Source organism: Klebsiella sp. CN_Kp113, from assembly GCF_040064585.1.
GTDB classification, from domain to species: domain Bacteria; phylum Pseudomonadota; class Gammaproteobacteria; order Enterobacterales; family Enterobacteriaceae; genus Klebsiella; species Klebsiella michiganensis.
Genome location: NZ_JBEAID010000018.1, coordinates 1 through 17730 on the forward strand (window position 1 = coordinate 1; position 17730 = coordinate 17730).

The window sequence follows — 17730 nt, forward strand, 5'->3', positions numbered from 1 at the left end:
GTCACGGCATATTCCCCGGGTTGCGGCGTAAACGCCTTACCCGGGCTACGGGTTAACAGCAATCTGCGGTGCTGTAGCCCTGAAAGGCCCTACTCCTCGCTCACGACTGGCTTGACTCTTACCGCAAACAGCACTATCACCATGGCGCTGACCAGCAGCACGCCGCTGCCGACAAAAACGCCGCTCGCGCCGTTGAGATCGAATACCGCACCGCCGCCAGCCGCACCGGCGCTAATCGCCAGCTGAATAGACGCCACCAGCAGGCCGCCCGCGCTTTCAGCTTCATCCGGCACCGTGGTGGCAAGCCAGGTCGACCAGCCCACCGGCACCAGACCAAAAGCAAAGCCCCACATCGCCACCAGCAGACCGTCCAGCAGCGCGACGTGGCCGAACGTTACCATCATCAGCGCCAGCACGCTCATTGCCAGCGGCACCAGCGCCAGCGTCAGGCGCAGGCTTCGGGCCAACAGATGTCCGGCAATCGAGGTGCCGATAAAGTTCGCTACCCCAAAACCGAGCAGGATCAGAGAAACCCCTTCGACGCTGGCCTGCGCCACGGTTTCGAGGAACGGACGCAGATAGGTAAAGAAGGCGAAGTGGCCGCTGAAAATCAGGATTGTCGCGAGCATGCCGCCAATCATACCTGGCCGACGCAGCACCTTAAACAGGGTAGCGAAGCTGCCGACGCTCTCCGGACGCATGGAAGGAAGAACCCACAGCTGCCAGAGCAGCGCAACCACACTCGGCAGCGCACAGATAAGAAATACGTTGCGCCAGCCGATCAGCGCGCCGAAATAGCTGCCCAGCGGCGCGGCAACCACCGTCGCGATGGAAACGGCGGAAAAGATAATCGCCAGCGCTTTCGGCACCATCGCCGCCGGAACCAGACGCATGGTGGTCGCGGTCGACATCGACCAGAAGCCGCCGATGGCGATTCCCAGCAGCAGACGCCCCAGCAGCAAAAACTCCAGCGAACCGGCGAAGGCCACCATCATGCTGGAGATAATTTGCAAAACGGAGAAGAACATCAGCACCCAGCGGCGGTCAATATTTCGCGTCGCGGTGGTGATCAGCAGCCCGGTAACTAACGCCACCAGCGCCGTCGCGGTGACCGCCTGCCCCGCCATACCTTCGCTAACGCCCAGGCTTGCCGCCATCGGCGTTAACAAACTGGCAGGAAGAAACTCGGCGACAATCAGGCCAAACACCCCCAGCGCCAGCGCATAGACGGCGCGCCACGCGGGCCTGGCGTTGGCCTGGCTCTCTTCAGCTGCAATGCAGGAACTCATAAACATCTCTCCAGAACAATTAACATTTCGTTAAGATTAGGCGGTTCTGTTCGGACGATCTATGATGCATACTCCTTGATTATTGATAATTCGTCCGGGAATGATGTTATGACTCAGCACGCCCTCGATCTCACCAGCGAACTTCTGCGCGGCATGCGCCTTTCCGGCGTCAACTACCGCCGCATCGAAATCTCCCGCCCTTTTGGCGTCGAATTCGGCTTCGTACCCGGTAAAGCGCAGTTCCACTTTATCAGCCGGGGACCGGTACTGCTGCGCATGGTCAGCGGCCAGCGCCTGATGCTGCAGAGCGGCGATGCGCTGTTTATTCCGAACGGCGATGGTCACGTGCTGCTCTCCGATGACCAGGCAACGGTGGTTAACGTGTCCAGACTGCCCAGCGAACCGGTTTGCGACTCGGTAAGCTGCGTCAAAAACGCCTGCGACGACGCGAAAAGCGACAGCGCCATTATCTTCAGCGCCTGTATGGACTTTGAGCTGGGCGGTATGCAGCCGCTGGTCAAAGCGATGCCCGAAGTGATGCTGGTCAGCAGCCTGCTGACCAGCCGTCCGGAGATCCCGCCGATGCTGGCGGCCATGGAACGCGAAAGCCTCACTCGACAGGCGGGCTACGCCGGCATTCTGGCGCGGCTGGCCGATGTGGTCGCCGCGCTGATTGTCCGCGGCTGGGTGGAGTGTGGCTGCGGCAACGCCACCGGCTGGGTACAGGTGCTGCGCGATCCTAAGCTGGCTAAAGCCATTTACGTTATGCATCAGCAGCCGGGCATTAACTGGAAAGTCGAGGATCTGGCCCGAGAGGCGGGAATTTCACGTTCGGTATTTGCTGAACGCTTCCTCTCCGCCACCGGCACCACGCCCGCCCGCTATCTCACCGAGCTGCGTATGCGCCTCGCGGTGCAGTACATTTCCCATGAGGGTCAGGCGCTGGAAAAAGTGGCCTTCAGGCTGGGGTACAGTTCTCATGCCGCCTTCAGCCGCGCCTTTAAACGCATTATCGGAAAGGCGCCGGGCGCGCTGCGCGATCTGTCGCGGGAAGAAGGATTTTAGCACTGTCCCAGTTCACGGGTGCGCCTGACCGCCGCCAGTACGCTGCGCTGAAGCCCAGCGGCAAAATCGCTGTTGTTCAGCTCATACAGACCGTGGATCCCGACGCCCGCCGGGGAGTTGTTGATATCCAGAAGCTGGCGCGGATGCTTTTGGCTTTGGCGCAGCATCTCGACCGCGCCGAGCAGGTTTTCCAGCACCACCTCCGTTGCCTGGGGCCGCGGCAGCCCCGCCAGTACGCCGGCATCGGTAAGGGACTCAATAAAGTAGTAAATATAGTTAGGGCCCGCGACGCCAAAGCCGGTAAAGATATCGATCAACCGCTCAGGCAGATACAGCACTTTGCCAAAGCCGCGCAGAAACGGCTCGATCTCAGCCGCGCTGGCGTGGGGGTTTAAGGTCACGCCGCTATAGCCAAATCCGGTATCGGTCAGGGTATTGGGGATCGCCCTGGCAATCGGCGTTGCCGCACCAAACAGGGAGGCCAGCTTTTCCAGGGTCACCCCCGCGATCAGAGAAACCACCGTCGTCGAGCCGTTTAGCTGCGAGCGCACGCGGTTCGCCACCCCCGCCAGATCGTCCTGCGGACGGATCCCCAGCACCAGCAAAGCGGCTTCGTTTACGCCACCGTCGCCCGACAGCCGATAACGGGCGCGCAGAGCCTCGACTCGCGCGCTGTCGATATCCTCCAGCGAGATCGCGTCCGCCCGCAGCGCACCGTGGCTTAATGACGCGCGAATAATCGCCTCCGCCATCTGTCCGGCGCCAAAAAAATGGACCCTGGTCATGAGTCTTACTCCTTATTCAAAAAGATATTCGCCGTTGCCAACGCGAAAGCGTCGGCCTTTGAGCGCCGGGTCAGCAACGCGAAACACCAGTTCAGTCAGTTGGTTCGCCGCGCCCTGACGGAAAAGAAACTCTCGACCGCCCACCGCCAGCCCCTGCTCGCCTTGCGGGGCAAAGCCAAACAGCAGCTGCCAGCGGTCGCGCACCGCCTGAGGATGCTGTACCGTGAAAACCGCGCGCTGCAGTTCAATCTCCCCCAGAGGATGCGGCGCAGCGAGACCCTGTGCCTGCAGGCGGCTCAACCGGGCGTCATCCTCTTCCCCCCATTGCAGAATAAAGGGATAGACCAGGCCGTCAAAATCGCCGTCAATGGTGAAGATCCGCCAGCGGATAACGTTGCCCTGCGGATCGTCGCGCTGGCCGTTGACGATCGGCGAAACCCGCAGGCCCTGCTCGTGCAACTCCGCATGCGTGCGCTCAATATCGTCGCTACGCAGCGCCACCCGATACAGCGCTTCATTATCCGGCAGCAGCCGCGACGCATCCCGGGAGAGTAAAAACTTCTCCGCGGCGGAAAGCAGCTCTGCATCATCGGCAATCGCCAGAAATTCGATATAGGTCAGGCCGAAATAGCTCAGCGCATTCCTGGTCCCCCAGCCCGGGTGGTGTCCACCGGCCACCGCGTTGAGCTGTTGCCCGCTCAGCGCCTGAATCGCCGCTTCCGGCTGATTAACAAACTGGACCGCGTGGTCCCACGTTAAGATTGCCATTCGCCCTCCCGCTCCTCTGCCTGATAAAAACGCAGCCGACAGGCGGCATCGCCGCGAGCCAGCGCGGTCTGCACCTCTAAATGCAGCCCCGGAAACGCGTCGGTTAGCGCACGATCGCCTTCCATGCAGATATCGCACAGCGTCTCAATTTCGCTGGCGCCTCGCCCCTGCTGCCGCCAGCAGTTGACATAGGGACAGTAGTGAAACAGGACGATAAATTCGGCCCGGCTGGCGCTAACGGGCTCCATCTCATAAACCTGAGATTCCAGACCGCGGGTAAACAGCCCGGCAAACTCCTGCAAATCTTTTCGATCGCGCATTTGCGCGCGCAGCTTATGCCCGATATCGCGGCCATAGTGGCGTATTGCTTCACGGACAGAATCATCCGCGATATGGCGTTGTCGGCTTTCGTCCAACAGGTAACCGATCGTTGCCGCGCGTTTTTCAGTAATGGCGCGCAGCGCCAGGGTCACCTCATCGTTTAAGGTGGCGGCGTTATGCGCCGGTTCCGAGCTTATTTGCGTCATGCGCTTATTCCCAGTCGGTATTCACTTTCACGTCGCTGGCGCCCGGCAGGGCATACACATCTTCGGCGTACCATTTCCGCGAGAGCTCAGCGAGCGTGCCGTCCTTTTTCAGGGCAACCAGCTGCGCGTCAATCGCTTTGATTAGCTGCGGATCGGTATTTTTTTTATACAAATAGACGTTAGGAAACAGGCCGACGGAATCCGACGCTTTCAGATTAAGATTTAGCGCCTTATTTAACGCCAGCAGCGCGCCAATGGGGTAAATCGCCGCATCGTATTCCCCGGAAGCTACCGCTTTAAAGATATCGGCGGCGGACTGCTCGCCGTTGGGCTGCAGGTTAATTTGTTGGCCTGGATGTTTTTTATTGTAGTTTTCAATCACCGTATAACGGGCGTCGGAGGTATGAATCGGCACCAGCTTTTTCTTCCCGCTGGCGAGATCGCCGAGATTATGTATATCGTTCTCATCGTTACGCACAATCAGGCGCAAATCGCTGATCCCTGTCGGCTCGCCGGAGTGGTCGTATTTTTCCGCCCGCTCTTTGGTGAGATAAAAGTGATCCGCCGCGAGGGTATAGGCGCCGGTCGATAGGCCGACGATCATCGCATCGCGCGAGACCGCATTAAAATGAAACGTATAGTCGGTTAAACGCTGGTCCAGCACCTTTAACAGGTCGCCATCGTAACCGGTAATATTGTTGTTATCGTCAACAAAGCTAAAGGGAAAACCGTTAGCATTGACGACAACCTCAACCGTTTTCGCGTTTGCGCTTTTTTCAACCGCCTGCGCGGCGTTCATTCCCATTGCCAACGCCAGCGCACTCACCAGTAAAATTTTATTTTTCAAAATACCTTCCCCAAAATGATAACCGTGGAACACTCTTTTCTGCGTTTCCTTGCCAGCGGGCGCTCAGAAACCTTTCTGCACTGCGCAATGCTCTGGCAATCGCCAGGCACAGCACGATATAAATCACCAGCACGACGCAGTAGGCTTCGACAAAATGAAACCCGCGCGCGGCGGCGATATTGGCTTTCGCCATCAGATCAACAACGGTGATGGTGTAAACCAGCGAGGTGTCTTTAATCAGATCGATCAGCACGCTGGTAAAGTTCGGCAGCGCGGATACCGCCGCCTGTGGAAAAATAATGCGTCGGAACTGCGTGAATCCGCTTAGCCCGATTGACCACGCGGCCTCGCGCTGCCCCTTATCAACCGCATTCCATCCCGCGCGAAAGGTTTCGGCGAAATAAGCGCTGAAGATCAGCGACAGCGCGGTGACCGCCGCCGCCAGCGGCGAGAGTTTATAGCGGTACATCGTGTCCTGCGGGCCGCCAAACAGCCCGGCGGCAATCCACGGCCAGACGTAAAAAAAGAAATACAGCATCACCAGGACCGGGACCGAACGGCCAAAGGAGAGGAATACCCTCGCCAGCCATTGAACGCCGGGTACCTGACGAATAATCGCCCACGCCAGCGCTGCGCCCAGCAAAGTGGAAAACAGTAAGGATAATAACGTTATCGTCAGGGTGACCGGCAGCGCGCTTAAAATAAACGTAAAATTGTCGCGAATGAACGCCAGGCTAAACATGTTAATTTATCACTCCAGCAGGAACTGATATTTCTTTTCAATACGAGTGGTAAAATAGAGAATAATACTATTCAGCACCCAGTAGACGATAATCACGCTAATAAATGCCGCGACTTGTTTCGCCCCGTAGCTATTTTGCGAAATCTTTTGTGCCCGCCCAAAAATATCCACAATACCAATAATATTGACCAGCGAGGTCATTTTTACGAGATTAATTAAAAGATTGCCAAAGACGGGAATAGCAATAATAAGCCCCTGGGGGAAAATAATCCGCCGTATTCCCTGATGCCAGGGAATATTCAGGCTGATAATGGCCTCTTTCTGGCCACTATCCACCGCGCGCCACGCTGAACGCATCATTTCTGCAAAGTAGGGACTGATGCTGACCGAAATAGACAGCACCGCAAAGGTGGTATCGCTAATCCACAGCGGCGGCAGCGCCAGCGCGGTCAAAATTAATTTGCCGCCGAAGAAAAACAGCAGGATCAGCAGCGCCAGAGGCGCGCCGCGCAGAATGTCGGTATACCCATTTGCCGCCGCGCTGAGCGGCCTAAAGCGGCTAAACTGCAGCAGCACAATCAGCAGCGCGATCGTTAAACCAAGCAGCAGCGACGCCAGCGTTATACCGAGGGTCACGGGTAAATTTTCCAGCAGCTTCGGCACTATTCCGGCGATATCCTGCCAGCTAAACAGCGGGTTATTGTTCATCATCAGCCTCAGGCATGATAGTGCAGTTGCGCAAGAAACGCCCGGGTTCGGCCCTGCTGCGCCGCGCCAAATATCTGTTCCGCCGGGCCCTGTTCAACGATTTCGCCGTTTTCCATAAATACCACCCGGGAAGCGACCTGACGGGCGAACGCCATTTCGTGGGTCACGATGATCATCGTCTGGCCCGCGGCAGCAATGGTCTGAATAAGCTCCAGCACTTCACCGACTTTTTCCGGATCCAGGGCTGAGGTCGGTTCATCCAGCAGCAGAACGGCGGGGTTAATGGCCAGCGCCCGCGCAATACCGATACGCTGCTTTTGGCCGCCGGAGAGACTGTGCGGATAGTGGTCTTTTTTATGCAGCAACCCCACCTGCTTTAAGAGTCGTTCAGCAATAGCCAGCGCCTCCTGCCGCGGGCGTTTTTTAGCGTATATCAGTCCTTCGGTAATATTTTGCAGTGCGGTAAGGTTATGAAAAAGATTCCACGATTGAAAAACCATAGCGGTTTTTGACCGTAGTTTTTCAATCTCCTTTTTTCCCGCTTTTGCGCAATCCAGCGCCACATCATCTATTCTTATTTGCCCGCTATCGGCAGGCTCTAAGAAATTAAGCGTACGTAATAGCGTGGTTTTCCCCGAGCCGCTGGGGCCAATAATGCAAATAATCTCGCCGGAATGAATGCTAAGCGATACCTCTTTTAGCACTCTTTCACCGGAGAAGCTTTTACTGATCTTATTGAGCGTTATCATAATGAGATATTCGTGAATAATGATTATTTGCCGCACACCGGCATTTATTGCTGTACAAAAACTATATTGCCGCCGTTCAGATGATAGCAAACAAGAAAATCATCTATCGAAAGTCAAAAAATAACTTTTTATATATTTGTTATGACAATGAGGCTTGATTGTAATTAAACCTTATTTGCAAAACAGGATTGCGGTAACCGACATTTTTTATTCAAATTTACTGAACAATGAGAACAAATTGTTTCGATTTTAATCATCGCGTCGTCGGCCTATTATTTATCACATCAGGGCAACAACGCTCCAACACTGACAAAACGCTTAAGGAATACGACCATGAAATCCATCAAAACTTTCGTTGCAGTTGCCGCACTCTCTATGATCTCTTTCGGTACGTTTGCGCAGAGCATCAGCGCCAGCGCTTCCACACTGGACCGCGCAGAAGCCAAAATTGCCGCTCAGGCCGCAGAGCAAGGCGCCTCTTACAAAATCACCAGCGCTCAGTTCAATAACCGCGTGCATATGACCGCAGAACTGACGAAATAAACTCACCCGTCATACTTCAAGTTGCATGTGCGTTGTCCTGCAACCCGAATTATTTAGGGTATATAACAATATTGCCGGGCCGCCGGAAGACACAGGCGACAGCGACAACACGATGAAATAAGGAACAGAATATGAAAAATATCGGCGTAGTCACCGCACTGCTGTTAGCCGCTACACTTTCGTCCGGGGCGATGGCTGCAGAGAATAGCTTTGCGCGTCCGGAGGCAGGTTCAAATATCGACACGTCCGTGCATCAGAATCATATTGATGTCAGCCATGCCTTTGATAAAGAGAGCCTGACCGCAGGCAATCTTCAGTAACACACAGCCCAGGGCGCGCGCGGAATTATCCGCTGCGCGCCCTACTTTTTCTGCCAGTGTGCCCACGGATTATCCGCCGGCGCTTCCGCTTTTGCCGTATCGGTATCGGACAACGAATCGATATACAGCGCTTCCACTTCTTTACGCGCCCACGGCGTGCGGCGTAAAAACTTCAGGCTCGACTTAATACTCGGCTCGCTTTTAAAGCAGTTGATGTTGATGCGTTTCGCCAGTTCGGCCCAGCCATATCGCGCGACCAGCGCGTTTAACAGCGCTTCCAGCGTGATGCCGTGCAGAGGATCGTTTGGGTGCTGCATTGCGTCTCTTTACCTGAATTAAAAATTTTGCTCACCATACTGGCTCCCGACGCCAATCGCAACAGCCCCGCCTCCCCCTTATCCAAAATTCGCAAAAGCACAGAACCCTCCACGGTCATAAATTAGAAAAGAACGTTATTGGTTGATTATTTTCGCTTAAGGCAAGCTGGCTTCAACCACCCGACTGAGGAATCGATCATGCGCTGTTGTTGTCCCCGAACCCTGAATCTGAATCGACGAAAACAACTGAATACCGCCTTCGGAGAACACAATGAACGCGACAACCTTACCGATACTGGATCTGGCCCGCTACGCGGACCCCGCTGAAAAAGCGGCGTTTCTCGCCGACCTGCGCCACGCCGCCCGCGATATCGGTTTCTTTTATCTGATCAACCACGGCGTCGATGAGTCGCTGCAGCAGGCCGTGCAGCAGCAATCCCGCGCCTTTTTTGCCCTGCCCGACGATCAAAAGCAGAGGGTGGCAATGATTCACTCTCCGCATTTTCGCGGCTACAACCGCGCCGCTTCTGAATTAACCCGCGGTCAACCCGACTGGCGCGAGCAGTTCGATATCGGCGCCGAGCGCCCGGCCCTGCAGCTTAGCGAACGCGCGCCGCGCTGGCAGCGCCTGCAGGGGCCGAATCTCTGGCCAGAGGCGCTGCCCTCGCTCAAACCCACATTACTGACCTGGCAACGGGAAATGGCCCAGGTTGGGATAACCCTGCTGCGCGCCTTCGCCGAAGCGCTGCGCCTGCCGCTGGATGCCTTCGATGGCCTGTATGGCGATAAGCCCAATGAACATATCAAGCTGATCCGCTATCCCGGCCAGCAGGAGACCCAGAGCGCCCAGGGCGTTGGCGCGCATAAGGACTCCGGCTTCCTCAGCTTCCTGCTGCAGGATGAGCAGAAAGGATTGCAGGTCGAAGTCTCCCCTGACCGCTGGATTGACGCGACCCCGCTGGCGGGCAGCTTTGTGGTGAATATCGGCGAGCTGCTGGAGCTGGCAACCAACGGCTATCTGCGGGCAACGGTGCACCGGGTCGTTTCGCCGCCTGCCAACCAGCAGCGGCTGTCGATCGCTTTCTTCCTCGGCGCCCAGCTGAATGCCGTGGTCCCCGTCTACACGCTGCCCGACGAGCTGGCCCGCGAAGCCCTCGGACCGGATAGCGACCCGCAAAACCCGCTGCTGCGCGAGGTGGGCTGGAATTACCTGAAAGGGCGTCTGCGTTCGCATCCTGATGTCGCCGAGCGCTACTACCAGGATGTTTTTCGCGAACGCGCCGAGCAATTGATCGTGTAGACCCTAGATAATTCGGGTTGCAGGCAGGCGGCAAGTCAGTGAATCCCGATGAGCTTACTCTGGTAAGTGATTCGGGTGAGCGCGCGCAGCCAACGCACATGCAATTTGAAGTATGACGGGTATAAACATAACAACAACACAAGGAATAAGATGATGAAATATGCCGCATTTAAACTGGCAGGGGTTGCACTGTCTCTCTCTCTGGCATGGAGTTCCGCCCAGGCCGCCGCGCTGCGCGTCGCCGCGGACCCGGTGCCGCACGCCGAGATCCTTAACTACATTAAGAAGATCGATCCCAGCCTCGACCTGAAAATCGTCGAACTCACCAGCGGCGTTAACGCCAACGAACTGCTGGCCAACGGCGATGTCGATGCCAACTACTTCCAGCACGTCCCCTATCTGAAAGATCAGGAAAAAGCGCTGGGCAAAACCTTCGCCGTCGCGGCGACCGTCCATATTGAGCCGCTGGGGATCTATTCGCGCAAGCATAAAGATTTTAAATCGCTGCCCGAGAACGCCACCGTGGCGGTACCGAATAACACCACTAACCTGAGCCGCGCGCTGTTCCTGCTGCAAAATCAGGGTTTGATTAAGCTGGCGGCAAAATTCACCGACCCGGCGACCACCCTGGCAACGCCGAAAGATATCGTGGAAAACCCGAAGCACCTGAAAATCCTTGAGATTGAATCACCGCAGATCCCGCGGTCGCTGGATGACGTTGACCTGGCGGTGATAAACGGCAACTACGCGCTGGAAGCCGGGCTGGTGCCGGCCAAAGACGCGCTGGGTCTGGAGAGCGCGACCAACAACCCGTACGCCAACATTCTGGTGACAACGCCGGCGCTGGCGAACGATCCGCGCATCAAGGCGCTGGCCAAAGACCTCACCTCGCCGCAGGTCGCCGAATTTATTCGTAAGCAGTATAACGGCTCGGTGATCCCGGTAGCTCCTCAGTCATGATTGAGATTGTCGGGCTGAGTAAAACCTATGCCGGAACAGGCCGACCGGCGCTAAACGATGTCTCTCTGCAGGTGCCGAGAGGAGCCGTTTACGGCATCCTCGGCCGCAGCGGTGCAGGCAAAAGTACGCTGATACGCTGCCTGAATCTGCTGGAGCGGCCCACGTCGGGCCGCATTATTGTGAACGGGAACGATATTACCCGGATGGATAAAACCGCGCTGCGCGAGTACCGGCTGCGTACCGGCATGATCTTCCAGCACTTTAATTTACTTCACGCCCGCAGCGTCGCCGACAATGTCGCGGTGCCGCTGGAGATAGCCAAAGTGCCGAAAGCCGCCCGCCAGGCGCGGGTGGCGGAGCTGCTGGAACTGGTCGGGCTGGCGGATAAAGCCGCCGCCTTTCCGTCACAGCTTTCCGGCGGGCAAAAACAGCGCGTGGGGATCGCCCGCGCGCTGGCCGCGCGGCCGGATGTGCTGCTGTGCGATGAGGCCACCAGCGCCCTCGACCCCGAGACCACGGCCTCGGTGCTCAGCCTGCTGGCGGATATCAACCAAAAGCTGAACCTCACCATCGTGCTGATCACCCATGAGCTGGAAGTGGTGAAAACCCTCTGCGACCACGCGGCGCTGCTGGAGCACGGGGAGATTATTGAAAGCGGCAGAATTGCCGATTTGCTGGTGGCGCCATGGTCGCGGCTACGGCAGTCGCTGCTGCACGATCCTCAGGCAGAGCGGGATTTCCTCGCTCGCCACGGTTTTCACGGGAGGCCATTATGCGGAGTAGCATGAGTTGGGAAGATCTCTGGCCGCTGCTGCTTCAGGGCACGGTAGATACCGTTTATATGGTCGGCCTGGCGGCGCTGTTTACCGTGCTGCTCGGGCTGCCGACCGGCGTGCTGCTGTTTGTTTCACGCCGCAACGGCCTGGCGCCGATGCCGAAGCTCAACGCCGTGCTGGGCGCGATTATCAACCTTGGTCGTTCGCTGCCGTTTATCGTGCTGCTGATCGCGCTGATCCCGTTCACCCGGCTGATTATTGGCACCACCCTCGGCAGTACCGCCGCGGTGGTTCCGGTCACCATTGGCGCCTTTCCGTTCTTTGCGCGGCTGACGGAGAACGCGCTGGATGAAGTGGATTACGGGCGTATCGAGGCGATTTTATCGATGGGCGGCAATATCTGGCACGTGATCTTTAAATCGCTGCTGCCGGAAGCGCTGCCGACGCTGCTGGCCGGCATCACGCTGACCATCGTTATGCTGATCGGCTTCTCTTCGATGGCGGGCGTGATTGGCGGCGGCGGACTGGGCGATCTGGCCATTCGCTACGGCTATCAGCGCTTCAATAACGAGGTGATGTTCGGTACCGTGCTCATTCTGGTCGCGCTGGTGCAGGGCGTGCAGATGGCCGGCGACCGTCTGGTCCGCGGCCTCGCCCACCGTCGTTAACAATAAGCGGGTGGCCGCGCGCCATCCGCGATTAAAACCCGCTTTCGCGCACCAGGGTGCGTATCAGCTCCGCTGCCGGCAGCTCGCGAATCAGGCTCACTCCCTGCCCGGCCCAGTGCGCACCGTACTGACGATCTCCCTGCGCTTTCGCCGCCGATGCCAGCGCCTTTCCGGCGTCGTAAGCCACGGGATAAGCCGGAATCAGCGGCGGATCGTTTATTTCACGCCAGCCGTTAACCAGACATCTCGCCGGGCGTCCGGAAATGGCTGAGGTTAAAACCGTTTGCCCGTCAAATGCGCTTTTAAGGGCCTCACGGTATCCGCCATCCGTGGACGATTCCGGGCACAGCAGAAACGCCGTCCCTAGCTGCGCCCCGTCTGCGCCCAGGTTCATTACGCTGTTAATTCCCGCGCCGTCCATCACGCCGCCAGCGGCGATAAGCGGAATATCGGTATGCCGTCTTATCGTCTGAACCAGAGTAAAGGTGCTCATCTGCCCGTCGGGCGCCAGCGGATCAAAGATGCCGCGATGGCCGCCGGCCTCGTAGCCCTGCGCCACCACCATATCGATTCCCTGCTCTACGGCCAGCAGCGCCTCTGCCACGCTGGTCGCGCTCGCCAGAGTGACGATCCCCTTTTCCCGCAGTCGGCGAAGGGTTTCACGATCCGGCACGCCAAAATGAAAGCTCACCGCCGCCGGAGTCAGGTCGAGCAGCAACTCGGCCATCCGCGGCTGCTGCTGAAAACTGAGATAAATTTCCGCCAGCGTCTCCGGCGGCAAGCTGCCAAAGCGCGCAAATTCCGGGCGCAGCCGCGCCAGCCACCGGGCTTCACGCTGCGGATCCCTTACCGCCGGGGCGTGGCAAAACAGATTGACGTTAAACGGACGGGTAGTTAAGTGCCGGGTCCGGTTAATCAGCGTTTCAGCCTGCTCTACGGTTGACGAGCCCAGCCCCAGCGAGCCGAGCGCGCCGGCCCCGCTGACCGCTGCCGCCAGTTCCGGCGTCGACACGCCGGCCATCGGCGCCTGAATAATGGGGTAATCAATATCAAGCTGCTGCGTAAGCCTGTTGCTCATGGTTTGCCCTGTTGAAATTTGTGCGTTCGGGCCATTAAAATCTCTTTTAGAGATGATAAGATCAACATTATTTTCAAATTAAGAATAAAAATATGAACCACACCACATTAGAGATTTTTAAAACGGTGGCGCAAGAGCGCAGCGTCACCCGCGCGGCAAAGCGGCTGGGGCGCGCCCAGTCCAATATCACCACCCGCATTCACCAGCTGGAAGAGGAGCTGGGCGTGGAGCTGTTTGCCCGCGGCAATAAAAGGATGCTGCTGTCCCCCGCCGGTGAACATTTTTTGGGCTACGCGCTGAAGATCCTCAGCCTGGCCGAAGAGGCCAGACAGGCGCTGCATCCGGCGACGCCGGGCGGCAATTTACGCATGGGGGCGATGGACGCCACCGCCGCCAGCCGCCTGCCGCCGCTGCTTCCCCGGTTTCGCGCGCTGTGCCCGGAGGTGACGCTCACCCTCAAAACCCAGCCCACCCGTCAGCTGACCCAACAGGTGCTGGACGCCGCGCTGGATTGCGCGCTGGTGAGCCTGCCGCAGGGAACGCCTCCGCCCGATGACCTGGAGTACGTATCCATCTTTAAAGAACAGCTGCTGCTGGTGCTTCCCGCCAGCCCACAGCGCTTTCGCTTTGCCGCCTTTGCGCAGGGCTGTACCTACCGGGCGATGGGCGAAGCGTTTCTGGCGCAATCAGAGGAGGTGGAGAGCGAGATCCAGGACGTCGGCTCCTATCACGCGATGCTCGCCTGCGTCGCCTCCGGCGGCTATGCCGGTATCGTGCCGCAGAGCGTGCTCGATACCCTGACGCTGCCCGAAGCCAGCCAGCTGCGGCCGGTTGGCCAGGCGATCACCCAGCTTATCTGGCGCAAAGGCTACGCGTCCCCCGCTCTCGAGAAAATGCGCCAGCTTCTGGAATCAGCCTCCGACCTTTGACGCTCGCCGCGCCCCTGCCGCCACCAGCGCGGCGGCAGCCAGCAGCGCAATGGCGGCCGCGCTCAGCGAAGGATTAAACGACCCGCTGCGGTCATACAGCGTTCCGGCAACCAGCGGGCCGACGATTTGCCCGATGCCGTAGGTCGCGGTCATGGCGGCAATCATATTGAACGAAACCAGATGATTAAGCCGCCGCCCCTCGGACAGCGCGATGGTCACGGTGCCCAAAAAGGTGCAACCCACCAGCAGCGCGCTTAATATGCAAAACGGTAACGCATGGCTCCACGCCGGGAGAATGACGCCGATTGCCTGAATCAGCAAATTAAGGGTAAACGCGCGGCGGTAGCCGAGCTTAATGACCAGCCGGTGCCAGATAAAGCAGGAGGGAACGGCGGCGAGGCCGAAAATGGCCCAGATCTGCACCGGATCGATAACGTTCAGCGAACCGCTGAGAAACAGCGGAAGATAGGTGGCGGTAATAATGTAGCCAAAGCCGGCCAGGCCATAAATCAGCAGCAGTTTCCACGCCTCCCGCACCCGCCCCTCGCCCTCCTCGCGGTGTGCGCTCGCGGCGGGTTGATAAGCGATAAGGTAGTCGGCGGGGCTCAGCAGCAGACGCAGCGCGAGAACAAAAAGCACGCCAGAACTTATCGCGCATATCAGCCATATCTGCTGGCTGGAGAGCGCCAGCGCCTTCCCCAGGGAGATAAATTCCGCCGACAAGAATATCCCCATTCCGACGCCAGAAAAAAGCACCGGCGCGCCGTTAGGGTGCTTCATATGCTGCAGTAGCCAGAGGGAGGCGGCGATCAGCGTCACCGCGCTGAGTAATCCGGCAATTCCGCGCACCACAATAATCGCCAGGGGGGAAACCAGGAACGCCAGTAAGGCCAGGCACACCAGCGTCAACAGTGCGGAAAGCAGGCTTAGCCACCTGGCGTCCGCGGGCCTGGCTTTCGCCAGCAGCAGCGCGCCGGCCAGATAGCCGGCATAGTTCGCCGAAGCGGCAAGATTACCTTCACGCAGCGTCAGCAGCTGCTCATTGAGCATCAGCGGCAGGATCCCGGTATAGGCAAACCGGCCATAGCCCATGCCAACGATCAGCACGACCGAACCGGCCAGCGCCAGCAGAAAGGCCTTCCATTCCGGCCTGGTTGCAAAAACGTTCACCCACTCCCCTCCATTATTATTCTCAAATAAAGAATTATAACTAACAATAATTCTCTATTTATTATGATTTCGCTTACCACGATGCGCAAGCAGCGCCATGCGGCAGCGCCCGGCCTGCGGGGAGAAACTTTACGGCAACGGCCGCGGGATGCTTCGGCGAGTAACGAAATGTGGAGTGAGGCGCTGGACATCCTTGTCCAGAGGGATTTAACGGTGGCTAAAAGCCAGTTTGGCAGCAAATAACATAAAGAGGCCGCCGGTTGCGCGGTCCATCCACCGAATAAATAGCGGCGTCTTTAATAGCCGAGCGGCAGAACGGCTGGTCAGGATTAACGTTAACGACCAGAGCGTCCCGATCGCCACGTGGATGGCGACCAGCAGGAACGTCCAGACGATGGGCGAGTGGCCGGCCGGAATAAACTGCGGCAGGAAAGAGACGTAAAAGATCCCCATTTTCGGATTGAGCACATTGCCCATCATCCCTTTTAAAAACCAGTTACTTGCCGGCGCCGTCGCCCTGTCCTGATGAACAAAATGGCCGCGCGGCTTGAGAATTAACTGAATGCCCAGCCAGCATAAATAGGCGGCCCCGCACCATTTGAGCAGGTCATAAGCCAGCTCCGATGCCGCCAGTAGCGCCCCAAGACCGAAGGCGACCGCAGCCCCCCAGATAAAACATCCCGTATCAATGCCCAGCGCCGCCTGAAAGGCTTTTTTTCCGCCTTCAACGGTCGCGGTTCGCAGGATTAAAGCGGTATCCAGGCCTGGGGTAAGGGTGAGCAACAGGGCAGCAAAAGAGTAAGCAAGAAGGGAATCAGCAACGGACATTTTCTCTCTCCGAAAGCGAAGATTCTAGATAAAACCCGCCGCAGAGACAATCGAATAAATTCGCTTTGCCGGGCGCGTTAAAAGCTCTTTGTGACAAATGGCCGCCGCAAAAGCGGATACAGTCAATCGACCAAACCTTTATCGATACAGGCTGTTATGACGCTTAACGCTATCCGCATCGCCAGGCCGGTCACCGACCTTTCACTCAGTAGCCACATGTACTGCACAGGCCTGGGGCTGGAGCAAATCGCGCAGTTTGCCGATCATGACGGCTTTAGCGGCGTGATGGTCGGACGCCGCGATCTCGGCTGGCATCTTGAATTCACCCTCTGCCATCATCATCCGGTGAAGCCCTCTCCGGGCGAGGAAGATTTGCTGGTGCTTTATTACCCGGAAGCCGCGGAATGGCGGGAACAGTGTGCGAAAATGCTGACCGCCGGTTTTGCGCCGGTCAGCGCGTTCAATCCGTACTGGAATGTGAACGGTAAAACCTTTGTCGACGGCGACGGTTATCGCGTGGTGCTGCAAAACAGAAGCTGGCCATAGACGCTACTCCATAAGCCGGACGTCAGGATGGCGCGGGCTTGCCGCTTCGTGAAAAATATCGCCCAGCCAGCCGGGAATTTCCGCCTCCGGGAGATCGTCCGGGATGATGATCCCACGCAGCGGCGAACATTTCTGCTCGTTCAGATCGACGCGGAAAAGTAGCCAGCGTTCGCCCTGGCGCTGGACGCCAATATGGCGCCCGAATACGTCATAAATCAGCATTCCATCACCCTGCCGATCGCAGGGGATGATGGGCGGCTCATGCATGCCATTAGGCTTTGCCCTCGCGCAGCCACGGGGTCACGGTAATCCCTGTCAGCAGCCCTTCCGGGCTCAGCAGCCGCGTGACGGTTTGCCCCCACGGCTCAATGCGGTTGTCCACCAGCAGACGATAGCCTCTGGCCTTCAGCGCGTCGGTGGCGGTGTTGATATCGCGCACTTCAAACTCGACCCACGCCTGCGGCACCGGCAGATAGTCAGGCCAGAGATCGGCGTCAAAGCAGGAGCGCGCCGCCTGCGCCAGCGGCCACAGGGCAAAATGTTTTACCCCGCCGATGGCGTCATGTTCGGTCAGCAGATACTCTTCGTTACCGGGCATCGGTTTTAGCGGCAGGCCCAGCGCAGCCACATAAAACTCCCTGCTGGCCGGCGTCGATTGCGTTATCGGCCCAAAGCCGGCGACAAAAAGCACATCCATACCGTCTAAATCGTATTCCATACTCTCTCCTGTCATTATCCGTGATGCGTTAACAGATTTTATACTCTGCCGCGCACGACTTGCCCAGAATCCTCTTTTCTCATGACTATTTTTAGTG

The 17730-nt window shown here is 57.8% G+C and carries 23 protein-coding genes; 9 read left to right on the forward strand and 14 right to left on the reverse strand.

Going from position 1 to position 17730, the window contains the following annotated elements; genetic code table 11:
- Positions 1 to 89: 89 nt before the first annotated feature.
- Positions 90 to 1289, reverse strand: coding sequence for an MFS transporter (locus ABLV30_RS10050; protein ID WP_014838552.1), 1200 nt, complete (start codon positions 1287 to 1289; stop codon positions 90 to 92).
- Between the two features lie 108 nt (positions 1290 to 1397).
- On the opposite strand from ABLV30_RS10050, the gene ABLV30_RS10055 reads away from it, so the two are divergent.
- Positions 1398 to 2354: an AraC family transcriptional regulator gene (locus ABLV30_RS10055; protein ID WP_187228209.1), complete on the forward strand. Its 957-nt coding sequence runs from the start codon at positions 1398 to 1400 to the stop codon at positions 2352 to 2354.
- Here the strand turns inward: ABLV30_RS10055 and ABLV30_RS10060 are convergent.
- From ABLV30_RS10060 to ABLV30_RS10090, 7 genes are read right to left on the reverse strand one after another with little or no spacing between them, the layout of a single operon-like run.
- Complete coding sequence (locus tag ABLV30_RS10060) at positions 2351 to 3139, reverse strand: pyrroline-5-carboxylate reductase dimerization domain-containing protein (protein ID WP_187228210.1); 789 nt, start codon at positions 3137 to 3139, stop codon at positions 2351 to 2353. The two genes, ABLV30_RS10055 and ABLV30_RS10060, sit on opposite strands and share 4 nt — an antisense overlap.
- 12 nt (positions 3140 to 3151) lie before the next feature.
- Positions 3152 to 3907 carry a VOC family protein gene (locus ABLV30_RS10065; protein ID WP_187228211.1) on the reverse strand — a complete coding sequence of 252 codons (756 nt, stop codon included), beginning with the start codon at positions 3905 to 3907 and terminating at the stop codon, positions 3152 to 3154.
- Complete coding sequence (locus ABLV30_RS10070; protein WP_032749052.1) at positions 3895 to 4434, reverse strand: L-2-amino-thiazoline-4-carboxylic acid hydrolase; 540 nt, start codon at positions 4432 to 4434, stop codon at positions 3895 to 3897. Before ABLV30_RS10070 ends, ABLV30_RS10065 begins: the two co-directional genes overlap by 13 nt.
- Positions 4435 to 4438: 4 nt before the next feature.
- Positions 4439 to 5281, reverse strand: coding sequence for a transporter substrate-binding domain-containing protein (locus ABLV30_RS10075; protein WP_014229459.1), 843 nt, complete (start codon positions 5279 to 5281; stop codon positions 4439 to 4441).
- Complete coding sequence (locus ABLV30_RS10080; RefSeq protein WP_025105727.1) at positions 5271 to 6023, reverse strand: amino acid ABC transporter permease; 753 nt, start codon at positions 6021 to 6023, stop codon at positions 5271 to 5273. Before ABLV30_RS10080 ends, ABLV30_RS10075 begins: the two co-directional genes overlap by 11 nt.
- A 9-nt stretch (positions 6024 to 6032) precedes the next feature.
- Positions 6033 to 6731, reverse strand: coding sequence for an ABC transporter permease subunit (locus ABLV30_RS10085; protein WP_148850175.1), 699 nt, complete (start codon positions 6729 to 6731; stop codon positions 6033 to 6035).
- Between the two features lie 8 nt (positions 6732 to 6739).
- Positions 6740 to 7480, reverse strand: coding sequence for an amino acid ABC transporter ATP-binding protein (locus ABLV30_RS10090; RefSeq protein WP_004102264.1), 741 nt, complete (start codon positions 7478 to 7480; stop codon positions 6740 to 6742).
- Positions 7481 to 7813: 333 nt separating this feature from the next.
- Here ABLV30_RS10090 and ABLV30_RS10095 point away from each other — a divergent pair, with 333 nt between their 5' ends.
- Positions 7814 to 8023 carry a YdgH/BhsA/McbA-like domain containing protein gene (locus tag ABLV30_RS10095; protein ID WP_004102265.1) on the forward strand — a complete coding sequence of 70 codons (210 nt, stop codon included), beginning with the start codon at positions 7814 to 7816 and terminating at the stop codon, positions 8021 to 8023.
- A 131-nt stretch (positions 8024 to 8154) separates the two neighbouring features.
- Positions 8155 to 8343: a hypothetical protein gene (locus ABLV30_RS10100; protein ID WP_004134116.1), complete on the forward strand. Its 189-nt coding sequence runs from the start codon at positions 8155 to 8157 to the stop codon at positions 8341 to 8343.
- 41 nt (positions 8344 to 8384) lie between these two features.
- On the opposite strand, the gene ABLV30_RS10105 is transcribed toward ABLV30_RS10100, so the two are convergent.
- The gene (locus ABLV30_RS10105; protein ID WP_014229464.1) at positions 8385 to 8660 is read right to left on the reverse strand and encodes a VF530 family protein; all 276 of its coding nucleotides are present in this window, start codon (positions 8658 to 8660) and stop codon (positions 8385 to 8387) included.
- Positions 8661 to 8931: 271 nt separating this feature from the next.
- Here ABLV30_RS10105 and ABLV30_RS10110 point away from each other — a divergent pair, with 271 nt between their 5' ends.
- The 4 genes from ABLV30_RS10110 to ABLV30_RS10125 all read left to right on the forward strand — a co-directional run bounded on the left by ABLV30_RS10110 (position 8932) and on the right by ABLV30_RS10125 (position 12364).
- A complete protein-coding gene (locus ABLV30_RS10110) occupies positions 8932 to 9960 on the forward strand; it encodes an isopenicillin N synthase family oxygenase (RefSeq protein WP_265800019.1) in 1029 nt (342 codons plus the stop codon).
- Between the two features lie 153 nt (positions 9961 to 10113).
- Positions 10114 to 10920, forward strand: coding sequence for a MetQ/NlpA family ABC transporter substrate-binding protein (locus tag ABLV30_RS10115; protein ID WP_032719155.1), 807 nt, complete (start codon positions 10114 to 10116; stop codon positions 10918 to 10920).
- A complete protein-coding gene (locus ABLV30_RS10120; protein ID WP_014229467.1) occupies positions 10917 to 11708 on the forward strand; it encodes an ATP-binding cassette domain-containing protein in 792 nt (263 codons plus the stop codon). Before ABLV30_RS10115 ends, ABLV30_RS10120 begins: the two co-directional genes overlap by 4 nt.
- The gene (locus ABLV30_RS10125) at positions 11705 to 12364 is read left to right on the forward strand and encodes a methionine ABC transporter permease (protein WP_187228212.1); all 660 of its coding nucleotides are present in this window, start codon (positions 11705 to 11707) and stop codon (positions 12362 to 12364) included. The genes ABLV30_RS10120 and ABLV30_RS10125 overlap by 4 nt, the downstream gene beginning before the upstream one ends.
- A gap of 31 nt (positions 12365 to 12395) precedes the next feature.
- On the opposite strand, the gene ABLV30_RS10130 is transcribed toward ABLV30_RS10125, so the two are convergent.
- Complete coding sequence (locus ABLV30_RS10130) at positions 12396 to 13442, reverse strand: nitronate monooxygenase (RefSeq protein WP_134898107.1); 1047 nt, start codon at positions 13440 to 13442, stop codon at positions 12396 to 12398.
- A 92-nt stretch (positions 13443 to 13534) separates the two neighbouring features.
- Here ABLV30_RS10130 and ABLV30_RS10135 point away from each other — a divergent pair, with 92 nt between their 5' ends.
- Positions 13535 to 14371, forward strand: coding sequence for a LysR substrate-binding domain-containing protein (locus ABLV30_RS10135; protein ID WP_032719157.1), 837 nt, complete (start codon positions 13535 to 13537; stop codon positions 14369 to 14371).
- Here ABLV30_RS10135 and ABLV30_RS10140 read toward each other — a convergent pair.
- Positions 14354 to 15541: a YbfB/YjiJ family MFS transporter gene (locus tag ABLV30_RS10140; RefSeq protein ID WP_109240397.1), complete on the reverse strand. Its 1188-nt coding sequence runs from the start codon at positions 15539 to 15541 to the stop codon at positions 14354 to 14356. The two genes, ABLV30_RS10135 and ABLV30_RS10140, sit on opposite strands and share 18 nt — an antisense overlap.
- 207 nt (positions 15542 to 15748) lie before the next feature.
- On the reverse strand, positions 15749 to 16369 hold the full coding sequence (locus ABLV30_RS10145; RefSeq protein ID WP_109240399.1) for a LysE family translocator: 621 nt from the start codon (positions 16367 to 16369) through the stop codon (positions 15749 to 15751).
- A 156-nt stretch (positions 16370 to 16525) separates the two neighbouring features.
- Between ABLV30_RS10145 and ABLV30_RS10150 the strand changes: the two genes are divergently transcribed.
- Complete coding sequence (locus ABLV30_RS10150; protein WP_042945239.1) at positions 16526 to 16915, forward strand: VOC family protein; 390 nt, start codon at positions 16526 to 16528, stop codon at positions 16913 to 16915.
- Between the two features lie 3 nt (positions 16916 to 16918).
- Here ABLV30_RS10150 and ABLV30_RS10155 read toward each other — a convergent pair whose 3' ends face one another.
- Together ABLV30_RS10155 and ABLV30_RS10160 are read right to left on the reverse strand one after the other, a co-directional pair.
- Entirely contained in the window at positions 16919 to 17137 is a 219-nt protein-coding gene (locus tag ABLV30_RS10155; RefSeq protein WP_025105738.1) for a hypothetical protein, read from the reverse strand.
- Positions 17138 to 17186: 49 nt separating this feature from the next.
- Positions 17187 to 17633, reverse strand: coding sequence for a glyoxalase/bleomycin resistance/dioxygenase family protein (locus ABLV30_RS10160; RefSeq protein ID WP_009654757.1), 447 nt, complete (start codon positions 17631 to 17633; stop codon positions 17187 to 17189).
- Positions 17634 to 17730: the final 97 nt, after the last annotated feature.